This is a genomic window from Stenotrophomonas sp. YJH_SMC_79, assembly GCF_059367995.1.
Window position 1 is genome coordinate 1,326,095 of the sequence record NZ_JCAFRK010000001.1, and the last position, 26,494, is coordinate 1,352,588.

The 26,494-nt window shown below is 65.4% G+C and carries 18 protein-coding genes; 10 read left to right on the plus strand and 8 right to left on the minus strand.

The features are described from left to right. The first annotated feature begins 397 nt into the window (after positions 1-397). The 5 genes from AC5P57_RS06550 (at position 398) to AC5P57_RS06570 (ending at position 8,879) form a co-directional block, all read left to right on the plus strand. Entirely contained in the window at positions 398-1,783 is a 1,386-nt protein-coding gene (locus AC5P57_RS06550) for an NAD-dependent succinate-semialdehyde dehydrogenase (RefSeq protein ID WP_262235754.1), read from the plus strand. Positions 1,784-1,848: 65 nt separating this feature from the next. After that, positions 1,849-3,489 (plus strand): acetolactate synthase large subunit, encoded by a 1,641-nt coding sequence (locus AC5P57_RS06555; RefSeq protein WP_262235756.1) that lies wholly within the window; start codon positions 1,849-1,851, stop codon positions 3,487-3,489. Positions 3,490-3,843: 354 nt separating this feature from the next. Continuing rightward, complete coding sequence (lysS, locus tag AC5P57_RS06560; protein WP_142805891.1) at positions 3,844-5,355, plus strand: lysine--tRNA ligase; 1,512 nt, start codon at positions 3,844-3,846, stop codon at positions 5,353-5,355. Between the two features lie 204 nt (positions 5,356-5,559). Further along, entirely contained in the window at positions 5,560-6,705 is a 1,146-nt protein-coding gene (rpfG, locus tag AC5P57_RS06565) for a cyclic di-GMP phosphodiesterase response regulator RpfG (protein WP_099551682.1), read from the plus strand. After that, positions 6,702-8,879, plus strand: a complete 2,178-nt coding sequence (locus AC5P57_RS06570) for a response regulator (protein ID WP_262235758.1) — start codon at positions 6,702-6,704, stop codon at positions 8,877-8,879. Before rpfG ends, AC5P57_RS06570 begins: the two co-directional genes overlap by 4 nt. 177 nt (positions 8,880-9,056) lie before the next feature. Here AC5P57_RS06570 and AC5P57_RS06575 read toward each other — a convergent pair whose 3' ends face one another. The 6 genes from AC5P57_RS06575 to betI all read right to left on the minus strand — a co-directional run bounded on the left by AC5P57_RS06575 (position 9,057) and on the right by betI (position 17,316). Continuing rightward, a complete protein-coding gene (locus tag AC5P57_RS06575; RefSeq protein WP_262235760.1) occupies positions 9,057-10,244 on the minus strand; it encodes a hypothetical protein in 1,188 nt (395 codons plus the stop codon). Positions 10,245-10,495: 251 nt separating this feature from the next. After that, positions 10,496-11,368 carry a crotonase/enoyl-CoA hydratase family protein gene (locus AC5P57_RS06580; RefSeq protein WP_099551685.1) on the minus strand — a complete coding sequence of 291 codons (873 nt, stop codon included), beginning with the start codon at positions 11,366-11,368 and terminating at the stop codon, positions 10,496-10,498. A 161-nt stretch (positions 11,369-11,529) separates the two neighbouring features. Then, positions 11,530-13,206: a long-chain fatty acid--CoA ligase gene (locus tag AC5P57_RS06585; RefSeq protein WP_262235761.1), complete on the minus strand. Its 1,677-nt coding sequence runs from the start codon at positions 13,204-13,206 to the stop codon at positions 11,530-11,532. Between the two features lie 227 nt (positions 13,207-13,433). Continuing rightward, the gene (gene betA, locus AC5P57_RS06590) at positions 13,434-15,116 is read right to left on the minus strand and encodes a choline dehydrogenase (protein ID WP_006441623.1); all 1,683 of its coding nucleotides are present in this window, start codon (positions 15,114-15,116) and stop codon (positions 13,434-13,436) included. A gap of 99 nt (positions 15,117-15,215) precedes the next feature. Then, complete coding sequence (gene betB / locus AC5P57_RS06595; RefSeq protein ID WP_495219511.1) at positions 15,216-16,688, minus strand: betaine-aldehyde dehydrogenase; 1,473 nt, start codon at positions 16,686-16,688, stop codon at positions 15,216-15,218. A gap of 37 nt (positions 16,689-16,725) precedes the next feature. Further along, on the minus strand, positions 16,726-17,316 hold the full coding sequence (gene betI / locus AC5P57_RS06600; protein ID WP_005409501.1) for a transcriptional regulator BetI: 591 nt from the start codon (positions 17,314-17,316) through the stop codon (positions 16,726-16,728). Between the two features lie 170 nt (positions 17,317-17,486). Here betI and AC5P57_RS06605 point away from each other — a divergent pair, with 170 nt between their 5' ends. Beyond that, positions 17,487-19,037 (plus strand): BCCT family transporter, encoded by a 1,551-nt coding sequence (locus tag AC5P57_RS06605; RefSeq protein WP_262235764.1) that lies wholly within the window; start codon positions 17,487-17,489, stop codon positions 19,035-19,037. A gap of 92 nt (positions 19,038-19,129) precedes the next feature. Beyond that, positions 19,130-19,573: a hypothetical protein gene (locus tag AC5P57_RS06610; RefSeq protein ID WP_262235765.1), complete on the plus strand. Its 444-nt coding sequence runs from the start codon at positions 19,130-19,132 to the stop codon at positions 19,571-19,573. Positions 19,574-19,647: 74 nt separating this feature from the next. On the opposite strand, the gene acnA is transcribed toward AC5P57_RS06610, so the two are convergent. Together acnA and bamE are read right to left on the minus strand one after the other, a co-directional pair. Next, positions 19,648-22,401, minus strand: a complete 2,754-nt coding sequence (gene acnA, locus AC5P57_RS06615) for an aconitate hydratase AcnA (protein ID WP_262235767.1) — start codon at positions 22,399-22,401, stop codon at positions 19,648-19,650. Between the two features lie 260 nt (positions 22,402-22,661). Continuing rightward, positions 22,662-23,033, minus strand: a complete 372-nt coding sequence (bamE, locus tag AC5P57_RS06620) for an outer membrane protein assembly factor BamE domain-containing protein (protein WP_005409504.1) — start codon at positions 23,031-23,033, stop codon at positions 22,662-22,664. A 190-nt stretch (positions 23,034-23,223) separates the two neighbouring features. On the opposite strand from bamE, the gene AC5P57_RS06625 reads away from it, so the two are divergent. Genes AC5P57_RS06625 through acnB form a run of 3 tightly spaced genes read left to right on the plus strand, consistent with a single transcriptional unit; the run spans position 23,224 to position 26,488 of the window. After that, complete coding sequence (locus AC5P57_RS06625; protein WP_099554759.1) at positions 23,224-23,448, plus strand: AbrB/MazE/SpoVT family DNA-binding domain-containing protein; 225 nt, start codon at positions 23,224-23,226, stop codon at positions 23,446-23,448. A 6-nt stretch (positions 23,449-23,454) separates the two neighbouring features. Then, complete coding sequence (locus AC5P57_RS06630) at positions 23,455-23,853, plus strand: type II toxin-antitoxin system VapC family toxin (RefSeq protein ID WP_005409506.1); 399 nt, start codon at positions 23,455-23,457, stop codon at positions 23,851-23,853. A gap of 43 nt (positions 23,854-23,896) precedes the next feature. Next, complete coding sequence (acnB, locus tag AC5P57_RS06635) at positions 23,897-26,488, plus strand: bifunctional aconitate hydratase 2/2-methylisocitrate dehydratase (RefSeq protein ID WP_099554761.1); 2,592 nt, start codon at positions 23,897-23,899, stop codon at positions 26,486-26,488. Positions 26,489-26,494 lie beyond the last annotated feature (6 nt).

Below are 26,494 nucleotides of genomic sequence, written 5' to 3' on the forward strand. Positions count from 1 at the left end.
CACGCATGGCGTGGATCTACTGTGTCGACCAAGGTCGACACCGACCAGGGCAATACGTCGCTCCGACAGATCGCGGAAAACTGTCGAAGGCGGGGTGGGTCCGGTTGCGGGAGTGTCCGCGGCATGGATGCCGCGGCCAAGCCCCCATGGAAGGGTTTACGGCGTCTCCCGCAACCGGACCCACCCCGCCATCCCACGGATAGCCCGCTGTTGCTGTTGCTTCGGCTGTTGCCGTTGCCTCTGCGGGTGCAGGGCGCAGCCCTGCCAGGAGCCCCCATTCAGACAGGTAAGTGCAGGTCACAGGATAAGCAGACGCCTTGTTGCCTCCGCCAATCGGGTCCACATTCCTGTGCAGGAGACGGGCCGCCGCCCGTTGTCGAGACAACAGGAGCCCTGCATGTCCACTGCCCCCAGCACCGCCATTTCCCGCGATCCGGCCACCGGCCAGCAGATCGCCAGCCATCCCTTCGCCACCGATGCCGAACTGGAAGCCATCCTCGATCGCGGCCAGGTTGGCTTCGCCGTCTGGAGCACCAGGAGCCTTGAACAGCGCGCAGACGTACTGCGTGCGATGGCCGCGGTACTGCGCCGCGACCGCGAGAAGCTGGCCGCGCTGGCTACCGCCGAAATGGGCAAGGTCCGGGCCGAATCGTTGGCCGAGATCGAAAAGTGCGCCGTGCTGTGCGACTGGTACGCCGACAACGGGGCACGGTTCCTGCGCGACGAACCGACCCAGGTGCCCGACGACAAGGCCTACGTGTCCTACCTGCCGCTGGGCGTGGTGCTTGGCATCATGCCGTGGAACTTCCCCTACTGGCAGGTGATGCGGGCGGCAGTGCCGATCCTGATGGGCGGCAACGGGTTCCTGCTGAAGCCGGCCGAGAACATCGTCGGCACTGCGCAGCTGCTCGACGCGGCCTGGCGCGATGCCGGGCTGCCTGAGGGCACCTTCATCGCCGCCAACATCAGCCGCGAGGGCACCGGCCGCGCGATTGCCGATGACCGCATTGCCGCGGTGACCCTGACCGGCAGCGTGGCCGCCGGCCGCAGCATCGCTGCCCAGGCCGGGCAGGCGCTGAAGAAAGTGGTGCTGGAGCTGGGCGGCTCGGATCCGTTCATCGTGCTGGCCGATGCCGATCTTGATGCGGCCGTCGATGCGGCGGTGGCCTCGCGCTTCCAGAACACCGGGCAGGTCTGCATCGCCGGCAAGCGCATCATCGTCGAAGACGCGGTCTACGATCGTTTCGTGGCGCAGTTCTGCCAGAAAGTGCAGGCGCTGACCATCGGTGACGGCCGCGACCCCGGCAACCGCATCGGCCCGATGGCGCGCCAGGACCTGCTGGAACAGCTCGATGCGCAGGTGCGCGCGTCGGTCGACGCCGGTGCGCAGCTGCTGGTCGGCGGGCACCAGCTCGATCGTCCCGGCGCGTTCTATGCGCCCACCGTGCTGGCCGGGGTGGAGCCGGGCATGCAGGCCTTCGATACCGAGACCTTCGGGCCGGTGGCCTCGATCAGCCGCGCCCGCGACGCCGACCATGCGGTGGAACTGGCCAACCAGAGCGAATTCGGCCTCAGCGGCAACCTGTGGACCGGCGACCGTGCCCGAGCCATGCAGATGGCACGCCGGCTGCAGACCGGCGGTGTGTTCGTCAACGGCTTCTCGGCCTCCGACCCGCGCGTGCCGATCGGCGGTGTGAAGAAGAGCGGCTTCGGTCGTGAGCTGTCGCACTTCGGCATCCGCGAGTTTGTCAACGCGCAGACGGTGTGGTTCGACAAGCGTTGACGCGCGGCTTCCATCCTTCCTGCAACGATCCACCATCAGTCCAGCGAAAAAAGGACGGCATTCCCATGTCCAAGGGTTCAGACCTGCTCGTCGCCGCACTTGAGAACGAAGGCGTCGAGCGTATTTTCGGCATTCCCGGCGAAGAGAACCTCGACGTCGTCGAGTCGCTCCGCCATTCCAACATCGAGCTGGTGATCACCCGCCACGAACAGGCGGCGGTGTTCATGGCCGCCACCTACGGGCGTCTTACCGGCAAGCCGGGCGTGTGCCTGGCTACGCTCGGCCCGGGTGCGCTCAATTTCACCACCGGCGCCGCCTACGCGCTGCTCGGTGCCTGGCCGGTCATCATGATCACCGGCCAGAAGGGCATCGTCGCCAGCAAGCAGGCACGCTTCCAGATCGTCGACATCGTCAGCACGATGAAGCCGCTGACCAAGCAGGCGCGGCAGATCGTCTCGGCACGCACCATCCCGACCATCGTCCGCGAGGCGTTCAGGGTGGCCCAGGAAGAGCGTCCCGGCCCGGTGCTGCTGGAGCTGCCCGAGGATATCGCCGCCACCGAGGTGGAGGGGGTTTCCCTCATTCCGACCCACGCGGTGGACCGGCCGATTGCCAGCCCGGAGGCGCTGGACCGCGCGGCGGGGATCATCCGTAATGCCAAGCGCCCATTGCTGATGATCGCCTCGGCCGCTTCGCGGCCGCAGTCCAGCGAGGCGCTGTCTGCGTTCGTGCTGCGCGCGGGCATTCCGTTCTTCACCACGCAGATGGGCAAGGGTGCGGTGGCCGGCGGTTCGGGCCTTTACATGGGCACCGCAGCGCTGACCGAACGCGACTACGTGCACATGGCCATCGACCAGGCTGACGTGATCGTGACCATCGGCCATGAGGTGACCGAGAAGCCGCCGTTCGTGATGCGCCCGGGTGGGCCGACCGTGATCCATATCGGTTACTCGCAGGCGGCGGTGGAGCAGGTGTACTTCCCGCAGGTGGAAGTGATCGGTGACATCGGTCGTTCGCTGACCCAGCTGGCCGACCGTATCGAAGGCGCGGTGCCGAATGCTGACGCGCTGCTGCCGCTGCGCGCGACCATTCTGGAACACCTGGCTGACCGTGCCGAGGAAGCAGGATTCACCCCGCAGCGGCTGGTGCACGACGTGCGCCAGGTGATGCCGCCGGACGGCATCGTGGCGCTGGACAACGGCATGTACAAGATCTGGTTTGCGCGCAATTACCGCACCCAGGTGGCCAATACGCTGCTGCTGGACAATGCGCTGGCGACCATGGGTGCGGGCCTGCCGTCGGCGATCATGGCTTCGATCCTGTACCCGCAGCGGCGGGTGCTGGCGGTGTGCGGCGACGGCGGTTTCATGATGAACAGCCAGGAGCTGGAGACCGCGCGCCGGCTGGGCCTGAACCTGGTGGTGCTGATCCTCAACGACGGCGCCTACGGGATGATCCGCTGGAAGCAGGCGGTGGACGGCTTCACCGACTACGGCATGACCTTCAGCAACCCGGATTTCGTCAAGTACGCGGAAGCCTATGGCTGCAAGGGGCATGAGGTGACGGCCATCGAGCAGTTCATCCCGACGCTGGAAGCGGCGTTCAACGAGGGTGGCGTGCACCTGGTATCGGTGCCGATCGACTACTCGGAGAACCAGCGGGTGCTGGTGGACGAGCTGCGGCAGGCGTTCCCGGGCAACGGGTGAGGCCAACCCCGCGCTCTGGTGGGTGTCGCGCAATCTGGTGGGTGTCGACCTTGGTCGACACGGGGACCGCCAACCAAGGTTGGCGACTACCGGGGCATCGGTTCCCCGGAATCCGGTAGGTGTCGACCTTGGTCGACACGCGGACCGCCAACCAAGGTTGGCGACTACCGGGGCATCGGTTCCCCGGAATCCGGTAGGTGTCGACCTTGGTCGATACGCGGACCGCCAACCAAGGTTGGCGGCTACCGGGGCGAGGGCGGCCGCCAAGGCTGGGGCAGGGCGGTTTTGGTATGCTGGGCAGCCGGCCGTGCCGGGCGCAACATCCCCCCTCACTAACACGATTCCCGCAGATCCATGAGCGAAGCTACCGATACCCCCTCCGTTGACGAAAACAAGTTGATCGCCGAGCGCCGCGAGAAACTCAAAACGCTGCGTGGGCAGGGCATCGCGTACCCAAACGACTTCCGTCGCGAGGACTTCGCCGGCCGCCTGCAGGAAGAATTCGCCGATGCCGAACAGTGGACCGCCGAGGCCCTGGAAGGCAATGGCCGCCAGGTGAAGATGGCTGGCCGCCTGATGGCCAAGCGCATCATGGGCAAGGCCAGCTTCGCGCAGATCCAGGACGAGTCCGGCCGCATCCAGCTGTTCCTGCAGGGCACGGTGCTGGGCGATGCCTATACCGCCTTCAAGGGCTGGGACGTGGGCGACATCATCGCCGTCGAAGGCGGCCTGACCCGTACCAAGACCGGCGAGCTGTCGGTCAAGGCCGAATCGATCCGCCTGCTGACCAAGTCGCTGCGCCCGCTGCCGGACAAGTGGCACGGCCTGGCCGACGTCGAGCAGCGTTACCGCCAGCGTTACGTCGACCTGATCGTGACCCCGGAGTCGCGCGCGGTGTTCATCAAGCGCTCGAAGATCATCCGCGCCATGCGCGCGTGGCTGGACAACCGCGACTTCCTGGAAGTCGAGACGCCGATGATGCATTACATCCCCGGCGGCGCGGCGGCCAAGCCGTTCACCACCCACCACAATGCGCTGGACCTGGACCTGTACCTGCGCGTGGCGCCGGAGCTGTACCTCAAGCGCCTGACCGTGGGTGGCCTGGAGCGCGTGTACGAGATCAACCGCAACTTCCGCAACGAAGGCGTCAGCACCCGCCACAACCCGGAATTCACCATGATGGAACTGTACGAGGCCTATGCCACGTACAACGAAATCATGGACCTGACCGAAGGTGTGATCCGTGACGTGGCCAAGGCCGTGAACGGTGGCACCGAAGTGGAATGGGACGGCGCGAAGATCGACCTGGGGCCGGCGTTCCGCCGCTGGCGCATGGATGAAGCGGTGCGCCACCACAACCCGGAAATCTCCGCGGCCGACTGCACCGACCGTGAGGCGTTGCTGCGCCATTGCGAGCGCTTGAAGATCCGCGTCAAGCCATCCTACGGCTGGGGCAAGCTGCTGCTGGAGATCTTCGAGGCCACGGTCGAACACACCCTGATCCAGCCGACCTTCATCACCGACCATCCGGTGGAGGTCTCGCCGCTGGCCCGCGCCAACGACAACGATCCGGGCTACACCGACCGCTTCGAGCTGTTCGTCAACGGCAAGGAGCTGGCCAACGGCTTCTCCGAGCTGAATGACCCGGAAGACCAGGCGCAGCGTTTCCAGGCCCAGGTGGCCGCGAAGGAAGGTGGCGACGACGAGGCCATGCACTACGACGCCGACTACATCCGTGCGCTGGAGTACGGTATGGCGCCGACCGGTGGCCTTGGCATCGGCGTCGATCGCCTGGTGATGCTGCTGACCGGCAGCAGTTCGATCCGCGACGTACTGCTGTTCCCCTACATGCGTCCGGAGCAGTAAGTCGCTTTTCCGACTCCTGATTGTGCGCGCCGTCGCGAAACGAGACGGCGCATTTGACGCCTCCCGCACTCGGCGTATCGTTAATGCACTACCTTGACGTCCGTTATGGCTTGATCGGCGTCGGGGGATGACGCATTGTGGAGAGTCCGCTTCACAATGCGATGACGATCATGAACCGGGACGCATGACACGGGAGTCGGGCCGATGCAGGGTGCGAGCGTTCGCAGCAGCAGGATATCCTCGCCTGCTGATGATCCAGCATGGTCGAGAAACCAGGCGGAGTACGCGTTGAACATCGTCATTGTTGACGACCAGACGTCCGCGCGGACGATGCTGCGTCACGTCATCGAAGACATCGCGCCGGAATTGAGCGTGTATGACTTCGGTGATCCGCTGACCGCATTGGCCTGGTGCGAGGCGCACCCGGTCGACCTGTTGCTGCTCGATTACCGCATGCCGGAGATGGACGGGCTGGAGTTCGCCCGTCGTTTCCGTCGCCTGCCCAAGCACCGCGATATCCCGGTGATCCTGATCACCGTGGTCGGTGACGAACCGATCCGGCAGGCAGCGCTGGAAGCAGGCGTGATCGATTTCCTGGTCAAGCCGATCCGCCCGCGCGAACTGCGCGCGCGCTGCTACAACCTGCTGCAGCTGCGCCAGCAGACCGAGAACGTGAAGCAGCGGGCGTTGTCGCTGGAGCAGCGCCTGTTGGCCAGCATGCACGAGGTCGAAGAGCGCGAACGCGAAACCCTGTCGCGATTGGCCCGGGCCATCGAGTTCCGTGATGCCGGCACCAGTGCCTACCTCGAACGCATGGCCCGCGTGGCCGGGCTGATCGCCGAGCAGCTGGGGCTGCCTGAGGATGACGTCAAGCTGATCGAGATGGCCGCCCCGCTGCACGACATGGGCAAGATCGCCATTCCCGATGCGGTACTGCTCAAGCAGGGCAAGCTCAACGACGAGGAGCTGGCAATCATGCGCCGGCACCCGCGCATCGGCCACGAGCTGCTCAGTGGCAGCCAGAACCGTTTCATCCAGGTGGGCGCGCTCATCGCGCTGCGCCACCACGAGCGCTATGACGGCAGCGGCTATCCCGATGGCCTGGTCGGCGAGGCGATCCCGCTGGAAGCGCGGATCGTTGCTGTCGCCGACGTCTTCGACGCACTGATCTCGCCCCGTCCGTACAAGGAAGCATGGACCATGGAAGCCACACTGGCTTATCTGTACGCCCAGCGTGGGCGACTGTTCGATCCGCGCTGCGTGGATGCGCTGATGCGCGGCCGTGAGCAGCTGGACCAGATCTGCGCCGAGCATTCGATGGCGTCCGCACGCCCGGGGCTGGGCGCGTGAAACGCCTGTTGTCGCGGCTGCGGCTGCGCCTGTCCCAGCGGCAGGACAGTGAGCACGGCCAGCAGATTGTCCGTATCGTCCTGATCAGCCTGATCCTTGCCTACGTGCTGTTGCCGGCGCCGCGCCACGATCTGCCGCATGGGCAGTACGTGGGTGTGCTGGCGATCGTGCTGACCGGATTGAGCCTGTCCCTGCTGCTGTTCGGTTGGTTGCTGTGGCGGCCGGCACGTTCCGACGCGCGCCGCGTGCTGGGCATGCTGGCCGACTACGGCCTGATCGCGGCTGGCATGGTGCAGATGGGTGAGCCGCTGGCCTGGGTCTACATCGTGGTGATGTGGGTGACGGTCGGCAACGGCATGCGGTTCGGCAACCATTACCTGTACGTGGCAGTGGCAATGGCCATGGTGAGCTTCGGCTTCACCGTGCTCCAGACGCCGTACTGGATGCAGAATTTCCGCCTGGCCATCGGCCTCTGGCTCGGACTGGCCGCAGTGCCGCTGTACTTTTCCACGCTGCTGCGGCAGCTGACCGAAGCGATGGCCGAGGCCCGGCGCGCCAGCGAGGCCAAGAGCCGCTTCCTGGCCAACATGAGCCACGAGTTCCGCACCCCGTTGAATGGCCTCAACGGTATGACCGAAGTGCTGGCGACCACGCGCCTGGATGACGAGCAGCGCGAGTGCCTCAACACCATCCAGGCGTCTTCGCGCAGCCTGCTGGCGCTGGTGGAGGAGGTGCTGGACATCTCTGCCATCGAGGCCGGCAAGCTGCGCGTGGTGGCTGAGGATTTCGCCGTGACCGACGTGATCCAGGCGATCGGGTTGATCCTGATGCCGCAGGCCAGGGCCAAGGGCCTGGATTACCGGGTGAAGGTTGCCGACGGCGTGCCACCGCGCGTGCGCGGCGACGTCGGGCACCTGCGGCAGATCCTGTTGAACCTGGCGGGCAACGCAGTCAAGTTCACCGACCATGGCCGGGTCGAGATCCGCGTCGGCGTGGTGCATGCAGATACCAGCGGCGCGGTGCGCCTGCGCTTCGACATTTTCGATACCGGCATCGGCGTGGCACCGGCGATGCGTGCGCGCTTGTTCGATGCCTTCGAGCAGGCGGATGTCAGCATGGCGCGCCGTCATGAGGGCACGGGACTGGGCACGACCATCGCCAAGGGCCTGGTCGAAGCGATGGACGGCGACATCGGCTATCTGGAGAACCCACCGCGCGGTAGTCACTTCTGGGTCGAGCTGCCCTTCGCGCCACCGCAACCGATGGTGCCGGGCGCGGTCCCGACCCTGTCCGGCGAGGAGGACGCGGGGCCCGGCGGGAACGTGATTGCCTTTGCCGACCCATTCCTGCGCCATCGCGCGCGCGTGCGCAGCATGCAGATCCTGGTGGCCGATGACCACGAGGCCAATCGCATGGTCCTGCAGCGCCTGCTGCAGAAGGCCGGTCACCGGGTGCTGTGCGTCGATGGTGGTGAAGCCGTACTGGACGCCTTGGCCGACAGCGAGTTCGATGCGGTCATCGTCGATCTGCACATGCCGGGCATGAGCGGGCTGGACATGCTCAAGGAACTGCGCGTGATGCAGGCCGGCGGTGGTCCGCGCACGCCGGTGCTGGTGCTCAGTGCGGATGTCACGCCGGAGGCGATCCAGCGCTGCACCCAGGCCGGTGCCCATGCCTTCCTGGCCAAGCCGGTGGTGGCGGTACGGCTGCTCGACACCCTGGCCGAGATCGCCAGCAATGCCCAGTTGAGGACCATGGCCGCGCCGGTCGTGCGACCCGCGGCGCCGGTGCAGGATGGCGTGCTCGACAGCAGCGTGCTGGACGATCTGGCGTCACTGGGAATGGGTGAAGGGTTCGAGCGTGAGTTCATCCGCCAGTGCCTGGAGGACGCAGCGAGCTGCATGGGCAAGGCCGAGCAGGCGGGTGAAGCCGCGCAGTGGGAGGTGTTCCGCGAGCAGTCCCATGCGATCAAGGGCGTGGCCAGCAACCTCGGCCTGATGCGTGCGTCCAACCGCGCCGGCGAGTTGATGCGGATGGCCGACTGGCAGTTGAAGGCCGAATGGCGCGTACGCCTGGGTGTGCTGCAGGACGCCATCAAGGAAGGCCGGCGTGCGCTGGATGCGCGTGCCGAGCGCCGCCTGCGTGGTGCCGCCGAGGATGGTGAGGCGCGCTAGGATCTGCGGCTGTGTCGCCGGCTGTTCGTGCGAGCGATTGCGTTCAAGCCTGCTCAGCCCATTGCTTGAGGCGGGATCGTTCCGACGGGTGAAGGTCGGAGTGTGATTCGGGGTGCGCTCCCTCGGAAGCGGGCGACGGCTTGCCTCCTTTCGATTCAGGCGGTGTGCTTCTCACGATCAGGGCGCCGGTGGTACCTGCATGCGCCACGAACGTCTCTGCGGGTTGTCGGCGTGCCCGCCGAACCAACGTGACGTGCTTGGGTCATCATCCATCGGGCGCGTAACAGGGCTGGCGGTTTTGCGTTGTTCGGCCACCCGGATTCCAGGCACGTCCTTGGCACCGGAGAAAACCTCCGAGGCGCACGCCTTTACGCAGATCTTGTTGTACCCCTCAAGAGTCGCTCTGTCGTCCAGGACGAGGCGTGCCTGGATACTGGATCCCAGCGATTCGATGGTTTCCAGTCTCTTTTCGAAGGTCATTTTCCTGGACTGGCAGAATGCATCAAAATGCGGGGTTTCGATCTTTGTGTGCTGCACGGCAATGATGCAGTGTTTCGATACGTTCATGTAGGTCACTATCCCGTCGTCCAATGCGTCCGTCACTACGCCTGTATCCGGGAGTAGCGCGCAGCCTTCCTTGAACGAATGTACCTGGATGAGCGTCATATAGTCCTTCGCATTGAAGAACTCATCCACACAGCCGTCCAGAAGGGTCTCTTCGTCCGCCTTCGGGCACAGCAACAGGATCAGTAGCCTGATCCATATTCGATAGTCATCGCGGGACAGTTTATAGGTTTCGCAGATGTGCCTCTCTTCCCCGGGGTCCTTTCCATCCAGGGCCCGATGCAGCGCCAGGGCTTCCAGGTCGGCGACGCTGTGGTCAAGAAAATCCTGGAATCTACCGAGTGTTTCTTTGACTCGTAGCGGATTTCGTGCGCCGACAAGAATCTTGTGCCGGTAGATGCGCTTTATCAGGTCGATTGTTGGGGAGTGCTTCGAGTATGGTCGACGGTCCTCTGTCAACAGAAGGGTTGCCGGTCCGGGGCTGGACCTCGCCATTGAGATGGCTTCAATGATTGATCTTGCACTTTCGGCGTAATCAGCCTCGTAGCGGTTGAACAGGGCTTCAAGATTGATCCGCTTGCTATCGCCCGTCCTCATGATCGTGAAGAGATCATGGAAGGCGAGATTGTTCTCTATGGTTGCTTTGTTCTGCGGGTTGATTGTCGATGGCTGGCTTTTATCTACAGTGAACCTGAATATCTTTGCCTTCTTTTTCCGTGGATTATCCGAGCAGGAATTCATGCGCTGCTCCGCCTGGGAGACGAAGTGCTGGTTGTGCGTCAGATTCGTGTGCTTTTCCATGGCGATGAACGGTGTCCTTGTTCCGGGCGGCGGATGGAGCCCAGCCGAAACTGCATGGTGCGGCAATCGAGTGCGAAATGCACTGCAGAGGGTGCTCGGCTGAGCCAATTACGGCACATGCCCGGGTCAAAGGCGGCACACGTCCCGACCGGAAAAACCGGCGGCATGCATGCGGCATGACGGCGCATCGGCTGGACAAAAAAAGCCCGGCGGCCAACCGGGCTTGAACCCATCCTGGGGGAGGGGATGAATCAGGCCGCGTCGAGGCCGGCGCGACGGGTCTGGGCCTTGATCAAGCGATCCATGGTGCGCAAGGAGCGGTCGCCGAGGGCGAGGGCGGAATCGACCCATACCTTGGTGATCTCCAGCAGTTCGTCGTAGCTGACAGCCTGGGCAATGCTGCGTGCGGCGTTCATTGCCAGATAGGACTGTGGGGTACGTTGCTGCTGGCGGATCAGCTCCTCAACTGCGGCACGACCTTCGCCCTTCTTCGCCAGTACATCGACGATGCCCAGCGTATGCATTTCCTCGGCGCTGTAGACACGGCCGTCAAGGATGATCTTCTCGGCCAGGTGCGGTGACACCCGCCGGCACAGGAAGGAATAGGCCCCCATGCCGGGGAAAAGGCCGAACAGCACTTCGGGCAGGCCCATTCCGCTGCCTTCCTCGGCCACGATGGTGTGGCAGGCCAATGCCATTTCCAGGCCACCGCCAAGCGCGTCACCCTGGATCAGGGCAATCGAACGCACGTCGCCGCCGAATCCGGTATGCAGGTGGTGCACGCCTTCCACGCACCGCTGGGCGTAGTTCAGCAGGAGGTCGCGGTTGCCTTCGCGGATCAGGCGGGTGAACAGGTCCAGGTCGCCCCCCAGGTTGTAGGCGACGGCATCGGACGCCAGCACGAAATGCCGCAATGTGCCGCTGTGGCGCTCGGCGGGGCTGCGGGTGATGGCGGCCATGAAGCTCCACATCTCGTCGAGCATGTCCTTTCGGCAGCACGGACGGATGCCGGTGGCAGCATCGGCGTGCATGAACAACCAGTGGGCATTGCCGTCGGCGCTGTCCTCGGTGCGGATGGTGGCAAAACGCGAGCCGCTGCTGGGCAGCTTTTCGATGGTACTCATGGAAGGGTCCTCGGCATGCGGCCCGCAGAGTCAGGTGGGTGGCCGGCGGGCCGAACGGTCCACACACGCGGCGATGCTACACCGCCACCGGGGCGCCGCATGCGAAAGGGCCCGGAACGTTTCCGTCCCGGGCCCGATGCCGTTCAAATTGCCCGAAACCCTTACTGGGCGGGCGTATCGCGGAGTTCGCGACGGAGGATCTTGCCGACGTTGGTCTTCGGCAGTTCCTTTCGGAATTCTACGATTTTGGGGTGCTTGTAGCCGGTCAGGTTGGCCCGGGCATGCTCCTTGACCATTTCGGCGGTCAGGTTCGGGTCCTTCTTCACGATGACTACTTTGACCACCTCGCCGGACTTCTCGTCCGGCACGCCGACCGCAGCCACTTCCAGCACGCCGGGCATCATCGCGATGACATCCTCGACTTCGTTCGGGTACACATTGAAGCCGGACACCAGGATCATGTCCTTCTTGCGGTCGACGATGTAGAAGAAGCCGTGTTCGTCCATCTTCGCCATGTCGCCGGTGTGCAGCCAGCCGTCGGCATCGATGGCCTTGTCGGTTTCTTCGGGACGCTGCCAGTAGCCCTTCATCACCTGCGGGCCCTTGATGCAGAGTTCGCCGACCTCGCCCAACGGCAGGATGTTGCTGTTGTCGTCCTTGATGCAGGCATCGGTGGACGGGATCGGCAGGCCGATCGAACCGTTGTACTCGGTGAGGGTCAGCGGGTTGATGCAGGCCGCCGGCGACGTCTCGGTCAGGCCGTAGGCCTCGACCAGCGTCACGCCGGTGACCTTTTTCCAGCGTTCGGCCACGGCGCGCTGCACGGCCATGCCGCCCCCCAGGGTGACCTTCAGCGACGAGAAGGCGACCGTGTCGAAACCGGGGGTATTGAGCAGGCCGTTGAACAGCGTGTTGACGCCGGTGATGGCAGTGAAGCGCACCGACTTGAGTTCCTTGACGAAACCCTTCATGTCGCGCGGATTGGTGATCAGGTGATTGCAGCCACCGAACTTCATGAAGACCAGCCCGTTCGCGGTCAATGCGAAGATGTGGTACAGCGGCAGGGCGGTGATGATCCACTCCTTGCCCATCTCGATGCCCGACGCACTGATCCACGCCGACGCCTGCTGCATGTTGGCGATCAGGTTGCGGTTGGTCAGCATCGCGCCCTTGGCCACGCCGGTGGTACCGCCGGTGTACTGCAGGAAGGCGATGTCGTCGTGGTCGATCTCGACCGGCGGAAGCGCGTGGCGGCTGCCCAGCTTGAGCGCCTGCTTGAAGCGGACGGCGCCCTTGATGTGGTAGTTGGGCACCATCTTCTTGACGTACTTCAGCACGAAGTTGACGATCGCGCCCTTGGCGCCGAGCAGGTCGCCGAGGCCGGTGGTGACCACGTGCTTGACCGGCGTATCGGCGATGACCTGTTCGACGGTGTCGCCGAAGTTGTCGACCACCACCAGGGCACTGACGCCCGCGTCGACCAGCTGGTGCTTGAGTTCGCGCGCGGTGTACAGCGGGTTGACGTTGACCACGGTCAGGCCGGCGCGCAGCACGCCGAAGGTGGCCACCGGGTACTGCAGGCAGTTGGGCATCATCAGGGCGACGCGGTCACCCTTCTTGAGCTTGAGCTCACCCAGCAGGTAGGCCGCGAACTGGGTGACCAGCGCATCGGTCTCACCGTAGGTGAGCACCTTGCCGAAGCTGGAGTAGGCCGGACGGTCGCGGAATTTCGCGACGGAAGCGTCGAAGACCGAAGCTACCGAATGGAACTCGTTGACGTCGATTTCGGCGGGAACGCCTTTCGGATAGCTCTGCAGCCAGGGACGATCCAGACTCATATTCCCCCTCCAGGAATCGTGATGTATTAGGTTCCGGCCCTGAGCGTAGCGACAATGGCCGTTCATTGCAGCATACCCCGCCGTAGGGAAAACGCGAAGAGGGGGTTGCGTGGCGCATTGTGCGAACGCGTCAAACGCCGCCGGGCATGGCCCGGCGCTACCGAAGGCAGAACGCGCCTGGTAGCGCCGGGCCATGCCCGGCGGGGGGTTCACCGTGAGCGGCCGGCTCAGCCCTGCTTGCGCACCGGTGCACCATTGGCCTTGTAGTACGGCGCGGTGCTGCGGGCCAGCGGGGTGCGGCCGCGGATCACGTCGGCCAGCTTCTCGGCCATCATGATGGTCGGCGCGTTGAGGTTGCCGGTCACCACCTGCGGCATGATCGAGGCATCGACGATGCGCAGGCCTTCCAGCCCGTGCACGCGGCCCTGGCCATCGACCACCGCCATCGGGTCATCGGCATGGCCCATCTTGTTCGAGCACGACGGGTGGTAGGCGGTCTCGGCATGCTCGCGGACGAACGCATCGATCTGCGCGTCGGTCTGCAGCGCGCTGCCCGGCGAGATCTCGCGGCCGCTGTACGGTGCCAGCGCCGGCTGCGCGAAGATCTCGCGGGTGATGCGGATCGCTGCACGGAACTCGCGCCAGTCCTGGTCGTGCGACATGTAGTTGAACAGGATGCTGGGATGTTCGCGCGGGTCCTTCGAGCGCACATGGATGCGGCCGCGGCTGGGCGAGCGCATCGAACCGACGTGCATCTGGAAGCTGTGCGCCTTGATCGGGTTGGAGCCGTTGTAATTGATCGCCACCGGCAGGAAGTGGTACTGCAGGTTCGGCCAGTCGAACTCGGCGTCGCTGCGGATGAAGCCACCGGCCTCGAACTGGTTGCTGGCGCCGATGCCGGTGCCCAGGAACAGCCACTCGGCGCCGATCGCCGGCTGGTTGTACAGCTTCAGTGCCGGGGCCAGCGACACCGGCTTCTTGCACTCGTACTGCAGGTACATCTCCAGGTGATCCTGCAGGTTGGCGCCGACGCCCGGCAGGTGGTGCACCAGGTCGATGTCCAGGCTGCGCAGCAGGTCGGCCGGGCCGACGCCGGAGCGCTGCAGGATCTGCGGCGAGGCGATGGCGCCGCCGCACAGCAGCACTTCGCGGCGGGCGGTGGCACGCTGCGGCTGGTCGTTGTGCAGCCACTGCACGCCCACCGCGCGCTTGCCCGAGAACAGGATGCGGTCGGTCAGCGCGTGGGTGACGATGGTCAGGTTCGGGCGCGGCTTGGCCAGGTCCAGGTAGCCGCGGGCGGTGCTGGAGCGACGGCCCTTCGGGGTCACCGTGCGGTCCATTGGGCCGAAGCCTTCCTGCTGGTAGCCGTTGAGGTCGTCGGTGCGCGGGTAGCCGGCCTGCACGCCGGCCTCGACCATCGCAGCGAACAGCTCGTTGTTGCCGGCCTTCGGCGTGGTCACGCGCAGCGGACCATCACCACCGTGGTAGTCATTGGCGCCGATATCGCGGGTTTCAGCCTTGCGGAAGTAGGGCAGGCAGTCCAGGTAGGTCCAGTCTTCCAGGCCCGGCATGCTGGCCCAGTTGTCGTAGTCCATCGCGTTGCCGCGGATGTAGCACATGCCGTTGATCAGCGAAGAGCCACCCAGGCCCTTGCCGCGGCCGCAGTCCATGCGGCGGTTGTTCATGAAGGGCTCGGGATCGGTCTTGTACGCCCAGTTGTAGCGCTTGCCCTGCAACGGGAAGGCCAGCGCCGCCGGCATCTGGGTACGGAAGTCGAGCCGGTAGTCCGGGCCACCGGCTTCCAGCAGCAGCACGCTGACATCGGCATCTTCGGTAAGGCGGGTGGCCAGCACGTTGCCGGCCGAACCGGCGCCGATGATGATGTAGTCGTACTCGTTATGGGTGCTCATGGGTGTCTCCTGCAGGCCGGGGCGCGCTGCATGCAGGCGTCCCGGCGGAATGTCGGATCGGCACGATGGCCGGACGATGGGGCGCGCAGGGCGCGCCGGTCAGAACACGCTGGCGTAGTCGCCCAGCTCGACCTGCACCGACTTGATGCGGGTGTAGTGGCCGAGGGTCGAGATGCCGTTCTCGCGGCCGACGCCGGATTCCTTGTAGCCACCGACCGGCATTTCGGCCGGCGACTCACCCCAGGTGTTGATCCAGCAGATGCCGGCTTCCAGGCGGTGGATGATGCGGTGGGCGCGGCTGACGTCCTTGCTGACCACGCCGGCGGCCAGGCCGAAGGTGGTGTCGTTGGCACGACGCACCACTTCGTCTTCGTCGTCGTAGGCAAGGATGCTCATCACCGGCCCGAAGATCTCTTCCTTGACGATGGTCATGTCATCGCGGCAGTCGGAGAACACGGTCGGCAGCACGTAGGCGCCGTTGGCCAGCGCGCCTTCGGTGGCGCGGCCGCCGCCGGTCAGCAGGCGGGCGCCTTCGGCCTTGCCGCTTTCGATGTAGCGCAGCACGTTTTCCATGTGCGGGAAGCTGGTCAGCGGGCCGAAGTTGGTCTCGGCGGCCATCGGGTCGCCGATGCGGATGCGCTTGACCCGCTCGACAACGGCCGCTTCGAATGCGGCCAGCATGCTGCGCGGCACGAACACGCGGGTGCCGTTGGTGCAGACCTGGCCGGAGCTGAAGAAGTTGGCCATCACCGCGATGTCGGCGGCGCGGTCGAGGTCGGCGTCATCGCAGATCACCAGCGGTGACTTGCCGCCCAGCTCCATGGTCACTTCCTTCAGCGACGAGGACGCGGCGCTGGCCATGACCTTCTTGCCGGTGGCGACGCCGCCGGTGAAGGAGATCTTCTCGATCACCGGGTGCTCGGTCAGCCACTGGCCGATCTCGCGACCGGGGCCCTGCACGACGTTGAACACGCCGGCCGGCACGCCGGCTTCGGTGTAGATCTCGGCCAGCCGGATCGCGGTCAGCGGGGTCACTTCCGACGGCTTGAACACCATCGCGTTGCCCGCTGCCAGCGCCGGGGCCGACTTCCACATGGCGATCTGGACCGGGTAGTTCCAGGCGCCGATGCCGGCGACCACGCCCAGCGGCTCGCGGCGGGTGTAGAAGAAGCTCGATTCGCGCAGCGGCAGCTGGATGCCTTCGATGGCGGTGGCCAGGCCGGCGTAGTACTCGACCACGTCGGCACCGGTGACGATGTCCACGGTGGTGGTCTCGGCCAGTGCCTTGCCGGTGTCCAGGGTTTCCAGGTGGGCCAGCTCGTCGTTGCGCTCACGCAGGATCTCGACGGCGCGGCGCAGGATGCGCGAACGCTCCATGGCCGTCATCGCCGCCCACACCTTCTGGCCTTCGGCCGCGCTCTGCACGGCGCGTTCGACGTCGGCCTGGCTGGCGACCTGCACTTCAGCGATCACCTCGCCGGTGGCCGGGTTGACGGTCTTGAAGGTCTTGCCGCTGGTGGCATCGACGCGCTGGCCGTGGATGTAGAGCTGTTGGACGGGCAGGGTGGTCATGGACGTACTCCTTGGAAGGGGGCGGGTGCTGCAGCGCTTATAGCGCGACAGCCTGCAACTGGAAGTCGATGTAGCCGTAAGCGATGCGCCGGGACTTCTCGGCATTGAACTGGCCGCCGACCAGGCTGCCGCGCAGCCACAGGCCATCGATCATCGCGGCCAGGCCGCGGGCGGCCAGCCGGGCCTGCGGGTGGGGCAGCAGGCGGTTGAACTGGTGGCACAGGTTGGAGAACAGGCGCTGGTCGTTGGCGCGCTGCAGCCGGGCCAGTTCCGGCTGGTGCATGCTCGCTGCCCAGAAGGTGAGCCAGACGCGCATGGCGGTGCCGTTGATCTGGCTGTCGTCGAAGTTGCCATCGACGATGGCGCGCAGCTGCTCGCGCGGGTCGTCGCTGGCGTCGGCGCGGTAGCGGGCGACCGCGTCCTTCAGTTCACGCAGGATCTGCCGCATTGCAGCATTGAGCAGGCCGTCCTTGTCGCCGAAGTAATGGGCAACGATGCCGCTGGACAGCCCTGCCTTCTTCGCGATGGTGGCGACGGTCGCATCGGCCATGCCGATCTCGTCGATGGTCTGGAAAGTGGCCCGGATCAGCTGCTCGCGCCGTACCGGTTCCACGCCTTTCTTCGGCATTGTCTCTCCACGGATTGCGACCCGAAGGATCGGGCTGCCCGCCATTATGCTTTTTATTGATTGAACGTTCAATCAATAAACCCTAGGATGCGCTCGCGCCCCACGCCATGGGCCCGGTTTACCGGTCCGGCCCCGCCCATGTGCTCCCTCGGACTTGATGAGACGACCCCATGTCTTCCCTGGCTCATCCCAAGCGTTCGCCCCTGCGCTTGAACCGTTTTGTCTTCTTCAGCTCCTCGGTGTCGATCGGCATCCTCGGGCTGCTCACCGTTCTCTATCCCGAAGGCAGCGAGCACTGGCTGCAGTGGGCGCAGGCCGAGGTGTCGGCCGCGTTCGGCTGGTGGTACATGCTGCTGATCGTGCTGTGCCTGGGCTTCGTGCTGTGGCTGGCGTTCTCGCCGTATGGCCGCATCCGCCTGGGCCACAACGAGGAATCACCTGCCTTCGGCTACGTCGCCTGGGTCTCGATGCTGTTCTCGGCCGGCATCGGCATCGCGCTGCTGTACTACGGCGCCTATGAGCCGCTGGACCATTTCCTCAATCCGCCCGGGCAGCCCGGCGGGACCGTGGCCGCCGGCCGCGAGGCGATGGTGCTGACCTTCCTGCACTGGGGCCTGCACGGCTGGGCACTGTATGCGCTGGTCGGCGTGGCGCTGGGCTATTTCGCCTACCGCCGCGACCTGCCGCTGGCGCTGCGTTCGGCGCTGTACCCGATCTTCGGTGAGCGCATCCATGGCCGCATCGGCGACATGGTCGATGGCTTCGGCATCCTCGCCACGTTGATCTCGATGGTCACCAACCTCGGCATCGGTGCGCTGGTGGTGCAGTCCGGCCTGGTCTACCTGTTCGACATCCCGGATACGCCGCAGGTGCTGGTGGCGATCGTGCTGGTGATGATGGTGGTGGCCACCATCGGCGTGGTGGCCGGTGTGGAGAAGGGCATTGCCTGGCTTTCCAACCTCAATGTGCGCCTGCTGTGCGGCCTGCTGCTGTTCGTGCTGGTCACCGGCCCGACCCTGCACCTGTTCGATGGCCTGATCCAGAACACCGGCGACTACCTGGGCGCCTTCGTGCGCAAGAGCTTCGACATGTACCTCAACGACCCGAAGGGCCGTGAGTGGATGGGCTCGTGGACGCTGTTCTACTGGGCGTGGTGGATTGCCTGGGCACCGTTCGTCGGCCTTTTCGTGGCGCGCATCTCGCGCGGCCGCACCATCCGCGAAGTGATCATGGGCGTACTGCTGATCCCGCTCGGCTTCACCCTGGCCTGGCTGTCGATCTTCGGCAACACCGCCATCGACCTGGTGCTCAACCACGGCCAGGCGATCCTGGGTGACGTGGCCCAGCACGATGCGGCGATGACGCTGTTCAAGTTGCTGGAGTACCTGCCCGCCGCGCCGTACGTCGCGGGTGCCGCGGTGGTGATCGGCTTCGTGCTGTTCCTGACCCCGGTCGATTCGGGCACGCTGATGATCGCCAACCTGTGCACGCGTCGCGTTGACGACGGCGTGGAAGATGGCCATGACGCACCAATCTGGCTGCGCGTGTTCTGGGCGGCGGGCATCACCGTGGCCAGCGTCGGCCTGCTGCTGGCCGGCAACTTCAGTGCGATGCAGACGGCGGTGGTGCTGTGCGGCCTGCCGTTTTCCTTCACCCTGGCGTTCTACATGTGGGGCCTGCTGAAGGCGCTGCGCACCGACCCGGATGCGCCGCGCCGGTGAGGGCTGGTGCTGTGGATTTCGTAGTTCTCTGAAAGACAGCTGCGCCCGCCGGCTGCAATCATCGCTCGACCTGCCGTTGACGGAGTCGAGCGATGATTCGCACCCTGGGTTTTTCCCTGTTGTTGTCTGTTTCCTGCCTGCCTGCGGCGATGGCCGCGCCACCGGTGCAGCTTGATTTTCCGGTGCTGGCGCTGGGCGAATCCGCACCGGTGCGCCTGCAGCTGGCACCGCATGCGGGTGGGCTGGCGCTGTACTCGATCCACATGAATCAGATGGACAGCGGCTTGGTCAGTGGCTACGAGGTGACCGGCGTGCAGTGTCCGCAGGGCTTCTTGTCCAATCTGTATCGCGAAGGCCGCGGGGCGGTCTGCTATCGCCTGGAGGAGGCGCCGCATGCGGGAGGCATGATGGTGGTGCAGGTCGTCAACGTCGACGCAGCCGACGGGCACACCGCCTGGGAAGAGGGACTGGGCTTCCTGGATGCGCACGGGCCGCCGCGGAAGGCTGCGTGGCACCTGTTTGGTGTGCGCCCTTGAGTATGTAGAGCAGACGGCCGGATCCTTGGATCCGGCCGTAGGTTTGCAGAGCGCGTAGTCGAGCGAGCTCGACTCTACTTGGCGGCCAGCTGGCGCAGCACGTACTGCAGCAGGCCACCATGACGGAAGTACTCGACTTCCTTCGGGGTCAGCAGCATCACCGAAACCTCGAAGCTCTTCCTGGTGCCGTCGGCCTTGGTCGCGGTGACCGTGGCGCGCTTGCTGGCACCGTCCTGCAGGCCGGTGACGTCGATCACTTCCGAGCCGTCCAGGCCCAGGGTCTGCGCGTTTTCGCCGTTGCGGAACTGCAGCGGCAGCACGCCCATGCCGACCAGGTTGGAGCGGTGGATGCGCTCGAAGCTCTCGGCGATGACCGCCTTCACTCCCAGCAGCAGGGTGCCCTTGGCCGCCCAGTCACGCGACGAGCCGGTGCCGTACTCCTTGCCGGCCAGCACCACCAGCGGCACCTTGTCGGCCTTGTACTTCATGGCCGCATCGTAGATCGCCAGCTTCTCCGGCTGGCCGCCGCCGGCCGGGTAGTACAGGGTGTTACCGCCTTCCTCGCCACCGAACATCAGGTTCTTGATGCGGATGTTGGCGAAGGTGCCGCGGACCATCACGTCATCGTTGCCGCGGCGGCTGCCATAGCTGTTGAAGTCGGCCGGCTGCACGCCGCGTTCCTGCAGGAAGCGGCCTGCCGGCGAGTCCTTCTTGATGTTGCCGGCCGGGGAGATGTGGTCCGTGGTGATCGAGTCGCCGAACAGGCCCATCACGCGTGCGCCGTGCACGTCGTCGATGCTGCCGGTCTGCATGGTCATGCCATCGAAGTACGGCGGGTTCTTGATGTAGGTGGACGCGTCGCTCCACTCATACAGGTTGCCGTCCGGCGAGGCGATGGTGTTCCAGCGGGTGTCACCCTTGAACACATCGGCGTAGTTCTGCTTGAACATCTCCGGGCCGATGGTGGCGGCGATGACATCGCCGATTTCCTTGTTGCTCGGCCAGATGTCGCGCAGGAACACCGGTTGGCCATCGCTGCCGGTACCCAGCGGCTGGGTGGTCAGGTCGATGTCGGTGGTGCCGGCGATGGCGTAGGCCACCACCAGCGGCGGGCTGGCCAGGTAGTTCATCTTCACTTCGGGATGCACGCGGCCCTCGAAGTTGCGGTTGCCCGACAGCACCGAGGTGACCACCAGGTCGCCGGTGGCGATGCCGGCGCTGACTTCGGTCGGCAGCGGGCCGGAGTTGCCGATGCAGGTGGTGCAGCCGTAGCCGACCACGTAGAAGCCGATCTTCTCCAGCTCCTTCAGCACGCCGGCCTTTTCCAGGTAATCGGTGACCACGCGCGAACCCGGCCCGAGCGATGTCTTCACCCACGGCTGGCGGTTCAGGCCCTTGGCGGCCGCATTGCGGGCCAGCAGGCCGGCGCCGATCATCACCGCCGGGTTGGAGGTATTGGTGCAGGAGGTGATGGCAGCGATGACCACTGCACCATCCTTCAGGCGGACCTTGCGGCCTTCGGTTTCGATATCGGCGTAGCCCTTGGCCAGCTGCTCGTTGCCGACGGCCGCGCCGCCGCCTTCATTGACGAAGGAGGAGACGTCGTCGCTGCGCTTGTCACGGTTGGCGGTCATGCCGACCAGCGCTTCGCGGTAGTTCTTCTGCACGTCTTCCAGCAGCACGCGGTCCTGCGGGCGCTTGGGGCCGGCCAGCGACGGCTTCACCGTGCCCATGTCCAGTTCCAGCGTGGTGCTGTACTGCGCGTGCGGGCTGCCCGGCTCGTGCCAGAGGCCCTGCGCCTTGGCGTAGGCCTCGACCAGCTCGATCTGCTCTTCGCTGCGGCCGGACAGGCGCAGGTAGTTCAGCGATTCGGCGTCGATCGGGAAGATGCCGCAGGTGGCACCGTATTCCGGGGCCATGTTGCCGATGGTGGCACGGTCGGCCAGCGGCAGGTGTTGCAGGCCATCACCGTAGAATTCGACGAACTTGCCGACCACGCCCAGCTTGCGCAGCATCTGGGTGACGGTCAGCACCAGGTCGGTGGCGGTGGCGCCTTCGGGCAGCTTGCCGGTCAGCTTGAAGCCGACCACCTGCGGGATCAGCATCGACGACGGCTGGCCGAGCATGGCCGCCTCCGCTTCGATGCCGCCCACGCCCCAACCGAGCACGCCGATGCCGTTGATCATCGTGGTGTGGCTGTCGGTGCCGAATACGGTATCGGGGTAGGCCACCGCCTTGCCGTCCTTGTCCGCAGTCATCACCACGCGGGCCAGGTTCTCCAGGTTCACCTGGTGGACGATGCCGGTGTTGGGCGGCACCACCTTGAAATTGTCGAAAGCCTTCTGGCCCCAGCGCAGGAAGCCGTAGCGTTCCTGGTTGCGCTGGAATTCGATCTTGCCGTTGAGGTCCAGTGCGTCGGGCTTGCCGAACACATCGACCTGCACCGAGTGGTCGATGACCAGTTCGGAGGGGATCTGCGGGTTGATCTGCTCCGGCGAGCCGCCAAGCTTCACCACGGCATCGCGCATCGCGGCCAGGTCGACCACGCAGGGCACGCCGGTGAAGTCCTGCAGAACCACGCGCGCCGGCATGAAGGCGATTTCGGTGTCCGGCTCGGCGGACGGGTTCCAGCGGGCCACGGCTTCGATGTGGTCGGGGCCGACGGTTGCGCCGCCGTCTTCATGCCGGAGCAGATTCTCCAGCAGGATCTTCATCGAATAGGGCAGGTGGGAGATATCGAAGCGCTGGCCCAGCGTGGGCAGGCTGAAGTAGTCGTAGGTCTTGCCGCCGACATTCAGCTGGCTGCGGGTGGAGAACGAATCGCTCATGCGGGGTAACTCCTTCTTGCGGATGGCTTGCTCTGGCCCGTGCGTCTACGGGCCTGCTTGCGGTCGCCGGTGGCATTCCAGCCCCGGATCCTGCCCAGTATCGGCGATCCAGCGCCCGGCAATGACCCGGCTGGCTTGGAACGCAAGGTTACAGCGGTGTGTGTAGCCTTCGTGTCAGCGCGTGCGGTCGTTGCCTGCCGGTCCGAACGCAGACGGGGCGCCCACGGGCGCCCCGTCCGGGAGTGCGTGTCGAGCAGGGCTTACTTGCCGTTGGCGGCATCCAGCAGCGGGTTGCCGGTCTTGCCGACGGCGTTGCTCTTGGACTTGGCCGTCAGCACACCCTGCTTGTTGAACTCCAGGACGGTTGCTTCCTGGATGTTCTTGCCGAAGGTCTTGATCTTCACGTAGTCGTAGTACCAGACCTGGGTGTCGCCCAGCTGTTCGCGGCGGCCGGGTGCGCCGAACTTTTCACGGACCTGGTCCTGGCTGGTCTTGCCGACTTCCAGGGTGTCCATCTGCTGTTGGGTGATCTCGACGCCGGTGGTGTAGGCGCCGAACGGATTGGCGTGGGCTGCGGTCGTCGAAAGGGCCAGCGGGGCAGCCAGCATCAGGGCGAGGGTCAAGGCGCGCATGGAACATCCTTTTATGGCGGGTGGGTACGGGCGGCACGCGGCGCGTCCAGCCCGGGGCCGCAGCAGGTCGCTGCGGCGCCAGTCTAACCCCCGGATGCGACCAGCATAGGATCGCGGTCACGGATTGGGCGGGTTTGTCGCGGATGTTGCGAGTATGTATAATTCATGCATACTTTTTGAGGCGTACCCCATGGAAGCCACCGTTGCTGAACGCGGACAGATCACCCTGCCCAAGGCGGTGCGTGATGCCCTTGGCCTGACCAAGGGCACGCTGCTGAAGGTCGAGCTGGACGGCAGCCGCATCATCCTGCGCAAGAGTGTTGACGATGCCATTTCACGGGCGCGCGGCAAGTTCGCGCTGGACGGCTTCGAGTCGTCCGAAGCGGCAGTACGCGCGGTGCGTGACGAGGAGTAAGCCGTGATGATCGCCGTCGATTCGCCGGTGCTGGTCGAGCTGCTCAGCAATGGCCCGCAGGCCGATGCGGTGGAAGCCATCCTCCGGCAGAGCCTGGTCGGTGGCCGCGTAGTGGTCTGTGGCGCGACCCTGGCCGAAGTCTGCGCATCGCTGCGCGGCGGCGCCGAAGTGCTCGAAGCACTGGAAGAGATGGGCGTGCACTTCAATCCGATGGAGGCCAAGTCGGCACTGCGCGCGGGCGAGATGCACCGCCGTCATCGCCAGCGTGGAGGCAGCCGCCGCAGCCTGGACGAATTCATGGTCGGCGCCCACGCACTGCTGCAGTGCGATGGCCTGATCACCTGGAACGACACGTTTTACCGCGACTACTTCAAGGGCCTGAAGCTGATCGTGCCGCAAGCCTGAGCCCACTTTGTTTTTTCAACCTACGCATTACCCGGGAGTTGTCATGTTGGAAGCCTACCGCCACCACGTCGCCGAGCGCGCTGCGCTTGGCATCCCGCCGCTGCCGCTGAGCGCGCAGCAGACGGCCGATGTCATCGAACTGCTGAAGAACCCGCCGCAGGGCGAGGCCGAGTTCCTGCTCGACCTGCTGACCCACCGCGTGCCGGCCGGCGTCGATGACGCAGCCAAGGTCAAGGCCTCGTACCTGGCCGCGATCGCGCTGGGCAGCGAGCAGAACCCGCTGATCAGCCGCGAGCGCGCCACCGAACTGCTGGGCACCATGCTCGGCGGTTACAACGTCGCCCCGCTGGTGCAGCTGCTGGACGACGCCAGCGTCGGAACCATCGCCGCCAACGGCCTGAAGAAGACCCTGCTGGTGTTCGATGCGTTCCACGACGTGCAGGAAAAGGCCAAGGCGGGCAACGCCAACGCCCAGGCCGTGCTGCAGAGCTGGGCCGATGCCGAGTGGTTCACCAGCAACCCGGAAGTGCCGCAGAGCCTGACCGTCACCGTGTTCAAGGTGCCGGGCGAGACCAACACCGACGACCTGTCGCCTGCACCGGACGCGACCACCCGCCCGGACATCCCGATGCACGCCCTGGCGATGCTGAAGAACAAGCGCGACGATGCGCCGTTCACCCCGGAAGAAGACGGCAAGCGCGGCCCGATCCAGCAGATCCTCGACCTGAAGGACAAGGGCCACCTGGTCGCCTATGTCGGCGACGTGGTCGGCACCGGTTCCTCGCGCAAGTCGGCCACCAACAGCGTGCTGTGGTGGACCGGCGATGACATTCCGTTCATCCCGAACAAGCGCGCCGGTGGCGTCTGCCTGGGTTCGAAGATCGCCCCGATCTTCTACAACACCATGGAAGATGCCGGCGCACTGCCGATCGAGCTGGACGTGTCGAAGATGGAGCACGGCGATGTGGTCGAGCTGCGTCCGTACGAAGGCAAGGCGCTGAAGAACGGTGAAGTGATCGCCGAGTTCCAGGTCAAGTCCGACGTGCTGTTCGACGAAGTGCGCGCCGGTGGCCGCATTCCGCTGATCATCGGCCGTGGCCTGACCGGCAAGGCGCGCGAAGCGCTGGGCCTGGCCCCGACCGATCTGTTCCGCCTGCCGGTGCAGCCGGTCGACACCGGCAAGGGCTTCTCGCTGGCGCAGAAGATGGTCGGCCGCGCCTGTGGCCTGGCTGAAGGCCAGGGCATGCGCCCGGGCACCTACTGCGAACCGAAGATGACCTCGGTCGGCTCGCAGGACACCACCGGCCCGATGACCCGTGACGAGCTGAAGGACCTGGCCTGCCTGGGCTTCTCGGCCGACCTGGTGATGCAGTCGTTCTGCCACACCGCCGCTTACCCGAAGCCGGTGGACGTGAAGACCCACCACACCCTGCCGGAGTTCATCTCCACCCGTGGCGGCGTGTCGCTGCGCCCGGGCGACGGCGTGATCCACAGCTGGCTCAACCGCATGCTGCTGCCGGACACCGTCGGCACCGGTGGTGACTCGCACACCCGTTTCCCGGTGGGCATTTCGTTCCCGGCCGGTTCGGGCCTGGTCGCCTTCGCCGCTGCCACCGGCGTGATGCCGCTGGACATGCCGGAGTCGGTGCTGGTGCGCTTCAAGGGCAAGATGCAGCCGGGCGTGACCCTGCGTGACCTGGTCAACGCCATCCCGCTGTACGCGATCAAGTCGGGCCTGCTGACCGTGGCCAAGGCTGGCAAGAAGAACATCTTCTCCGGCCGTATCCTGGAAATCGAAGGCCTGCCGGAGCTCAAGGTCGAGCAGGCGTTCGAACTGTCCGACGCCTCGGCCGAGCGTTCGGCCGCCGGTTGCTCGGTGCGCCTGAACAAGGAACCGATCATCGAGTACCTCAACAGCAACATCACGCTGCTGAAGTGGATGATCGCCGAGGGTTACCAGGATCCGCGCTCGCTGCAGCGTCGCATCGAGAAGATGGAAGCGTGGCTGGCCAACCCGGAGCTGCTGGAGCCGGATGCCGACGCCGAGTACGCTGCCGTCATCGAGATCGACCTGGCCGATATCCACGAGCCGATCGTGGCCTGCCCGAACGACCCGGACGACGTGAAGACCCTGTCCGAAGTGGCCGGCGCCAAGATCGACGAGGTGTTCATCGGTTCGTGCATGACCAACATCGGTCACTTCCGTGCGGCTGCGAAGCTGCTGGAAGGCAAGCGTGACCTGCCGACCCGCCTGTGGGTGGCCCCGCCGACCAAGATGGATGCCTCGGAGCTGACCAAGGAAGGCGTGTACGGCACCTTCGGCGCCACTGGCGCGCGCATGGAAATGCCGGGCTGCTCGCTGTGCATGGGCAATCAGGCGCAGATCCGCGAAGGCTCCACCGCGATGTCGACCTCGACCCGCAACTTCCCGAACCGCCTGGGCCGCAACACCAACGTGTACCTGGGTTCGGCGGAACTGGCGGCGATCTGCTCGCGCCTGGGCCGCATCCCGACCAAGGAGGAGTACATGGCGGACATCGGCGTGATCAACGCCAATGGTGCGGAGATCTACCGCTACATGAACTTCGACCAGATCGAGGAATACCAGGACGTGGCCAAGACGGTCGCTGCCTGATGCGGT

What these genes read in the sequence shown, in the direction of transcription:
- AC5P57_RS06550 (WP_262235754.1), top strand. Translation starts at nt 398, where the DNA reads ATGTCCACTGCCCCCAGCACCGCCATTTCCCGCGATCCGGCCACCGGC.
- AC5P57_RS06555 (WP_262235756.1), top strand. Translation starts at nt 1,849, where the DNA reads ATGTCCAAGGGTTCAGACCTGCTCGTCGCCGCACTTGAGAACGAAGGC.
- lysS (WP_142805891.1), top strand. Translation starts at nt 3,844, where the DNA reads ATGAGCGAAGCTACCGATACCCCCTCCGTTGACGAAAACAAGTTGATC.
- rpfG (WP_099551682.1), top strand. Translation starts at nt 5,560, where the DNA reads ATGCAGGGTGCGAGCGTTCGCAGCAGCAGGATATCCTCGCCTGCTGAT.
- AC5P57_RS06575 (WP_262235760.1), bottom strand. Translation starts at nt 10,244, where the DNA reads ATGGAAAAGCACACGAATCTGACGCACAACCAGCACTTCGTCTCCCAG.
- AC5P57_RS06580 (WP_099551685.1), bottom strand. Translation starts at nt 11,368, where the DNA reads ATGAGTACCATCGAAAAGCTGCCCAGCAGCGGCTCGCGTTTTGCCACC.
- AC5P57_RS06585 (WP_262235761.1), bottom strand. Translation starts at nt 13,206, where the DNA reads ATGAGTCTGGATCGTCCCTGGCTGCAGAGCTATCCGAAAGGCGTTCCC.
- betA (WP_006441623.1), bottom strand. Translation starts at nt 15,116, where the DNA reads ATGAGCACCCATAACGAGTACGACTACATCATCATCGGCGCCGGTTCG.
- betB (WP_495219511.1), bottom strand. Translation starts at nt 16,688, where the DNA reads ATGACCACCCTGCCCGTCCAACAGCTCTACATCCACGGCCAGCGCGTC.
- betI (WP_005409501.1), bottom strand. Translation starts at nt 17,316, where the DNA reads ATGCCGAAGAAAGGCGTGGAACCGGTACGGCGCGAGCAGCTGATCCGG.
- AC5P57_RS06605 (WP_262235764.1), top strand. Translation starts at nt 17,487, where the DNA reads ATGTCTTCCCTGGCTCATCCCAAGCGTTCGCCCCTGCGCTTGAACCGT.
- AC5P57_RS06610 (WP_262235765.1), top strand. Translation starts at nt 19,130, where the DNA reads ATGATTCGCACCCTGGGTTTTTCCCTGTTGTTGTCTGTTTCCTGCCTG.
- acnA (WP_262235767.1), bottom strand. Translation starts at nt 22,401, where the DNA reads ATGAGCGATTCGTTCTCCACCCGCAGCCAGCTGAATGTCGGCGGCAAG.
- bamE (WP_005409504.1), bottom strand. Translation starts at nt 23,033, where the DNA reads ATGCGCGCCTTGACCCTCGCCCTGATGCTGGCTGCCCCGCTGGCCCTT.
- AC5P57_RS06625 (WP_099554759.1), top strand. Translation starts at nt 23,224, where the DNA reads ATGGAAGCCACCGTTGCTGAACGCGGACAGATCACCCTGCCCAAGGCG.
- AC5P57_RS06630 (WP_005409506.1), top strand. Translation starts at nt 23,455, where the DNA reads ATGATCGCCGTCGATTCGCCGGTGCTGGTCGAGCTGCTCAGCAATGGC.
- acnB (WP_099554761.1), top strand. Translation starts at nt 23,897, where the DNA reads ATGTTGGAAGCCTACCGCCACCACGTCGCCGAGCGCGCTGCGCTTGGC.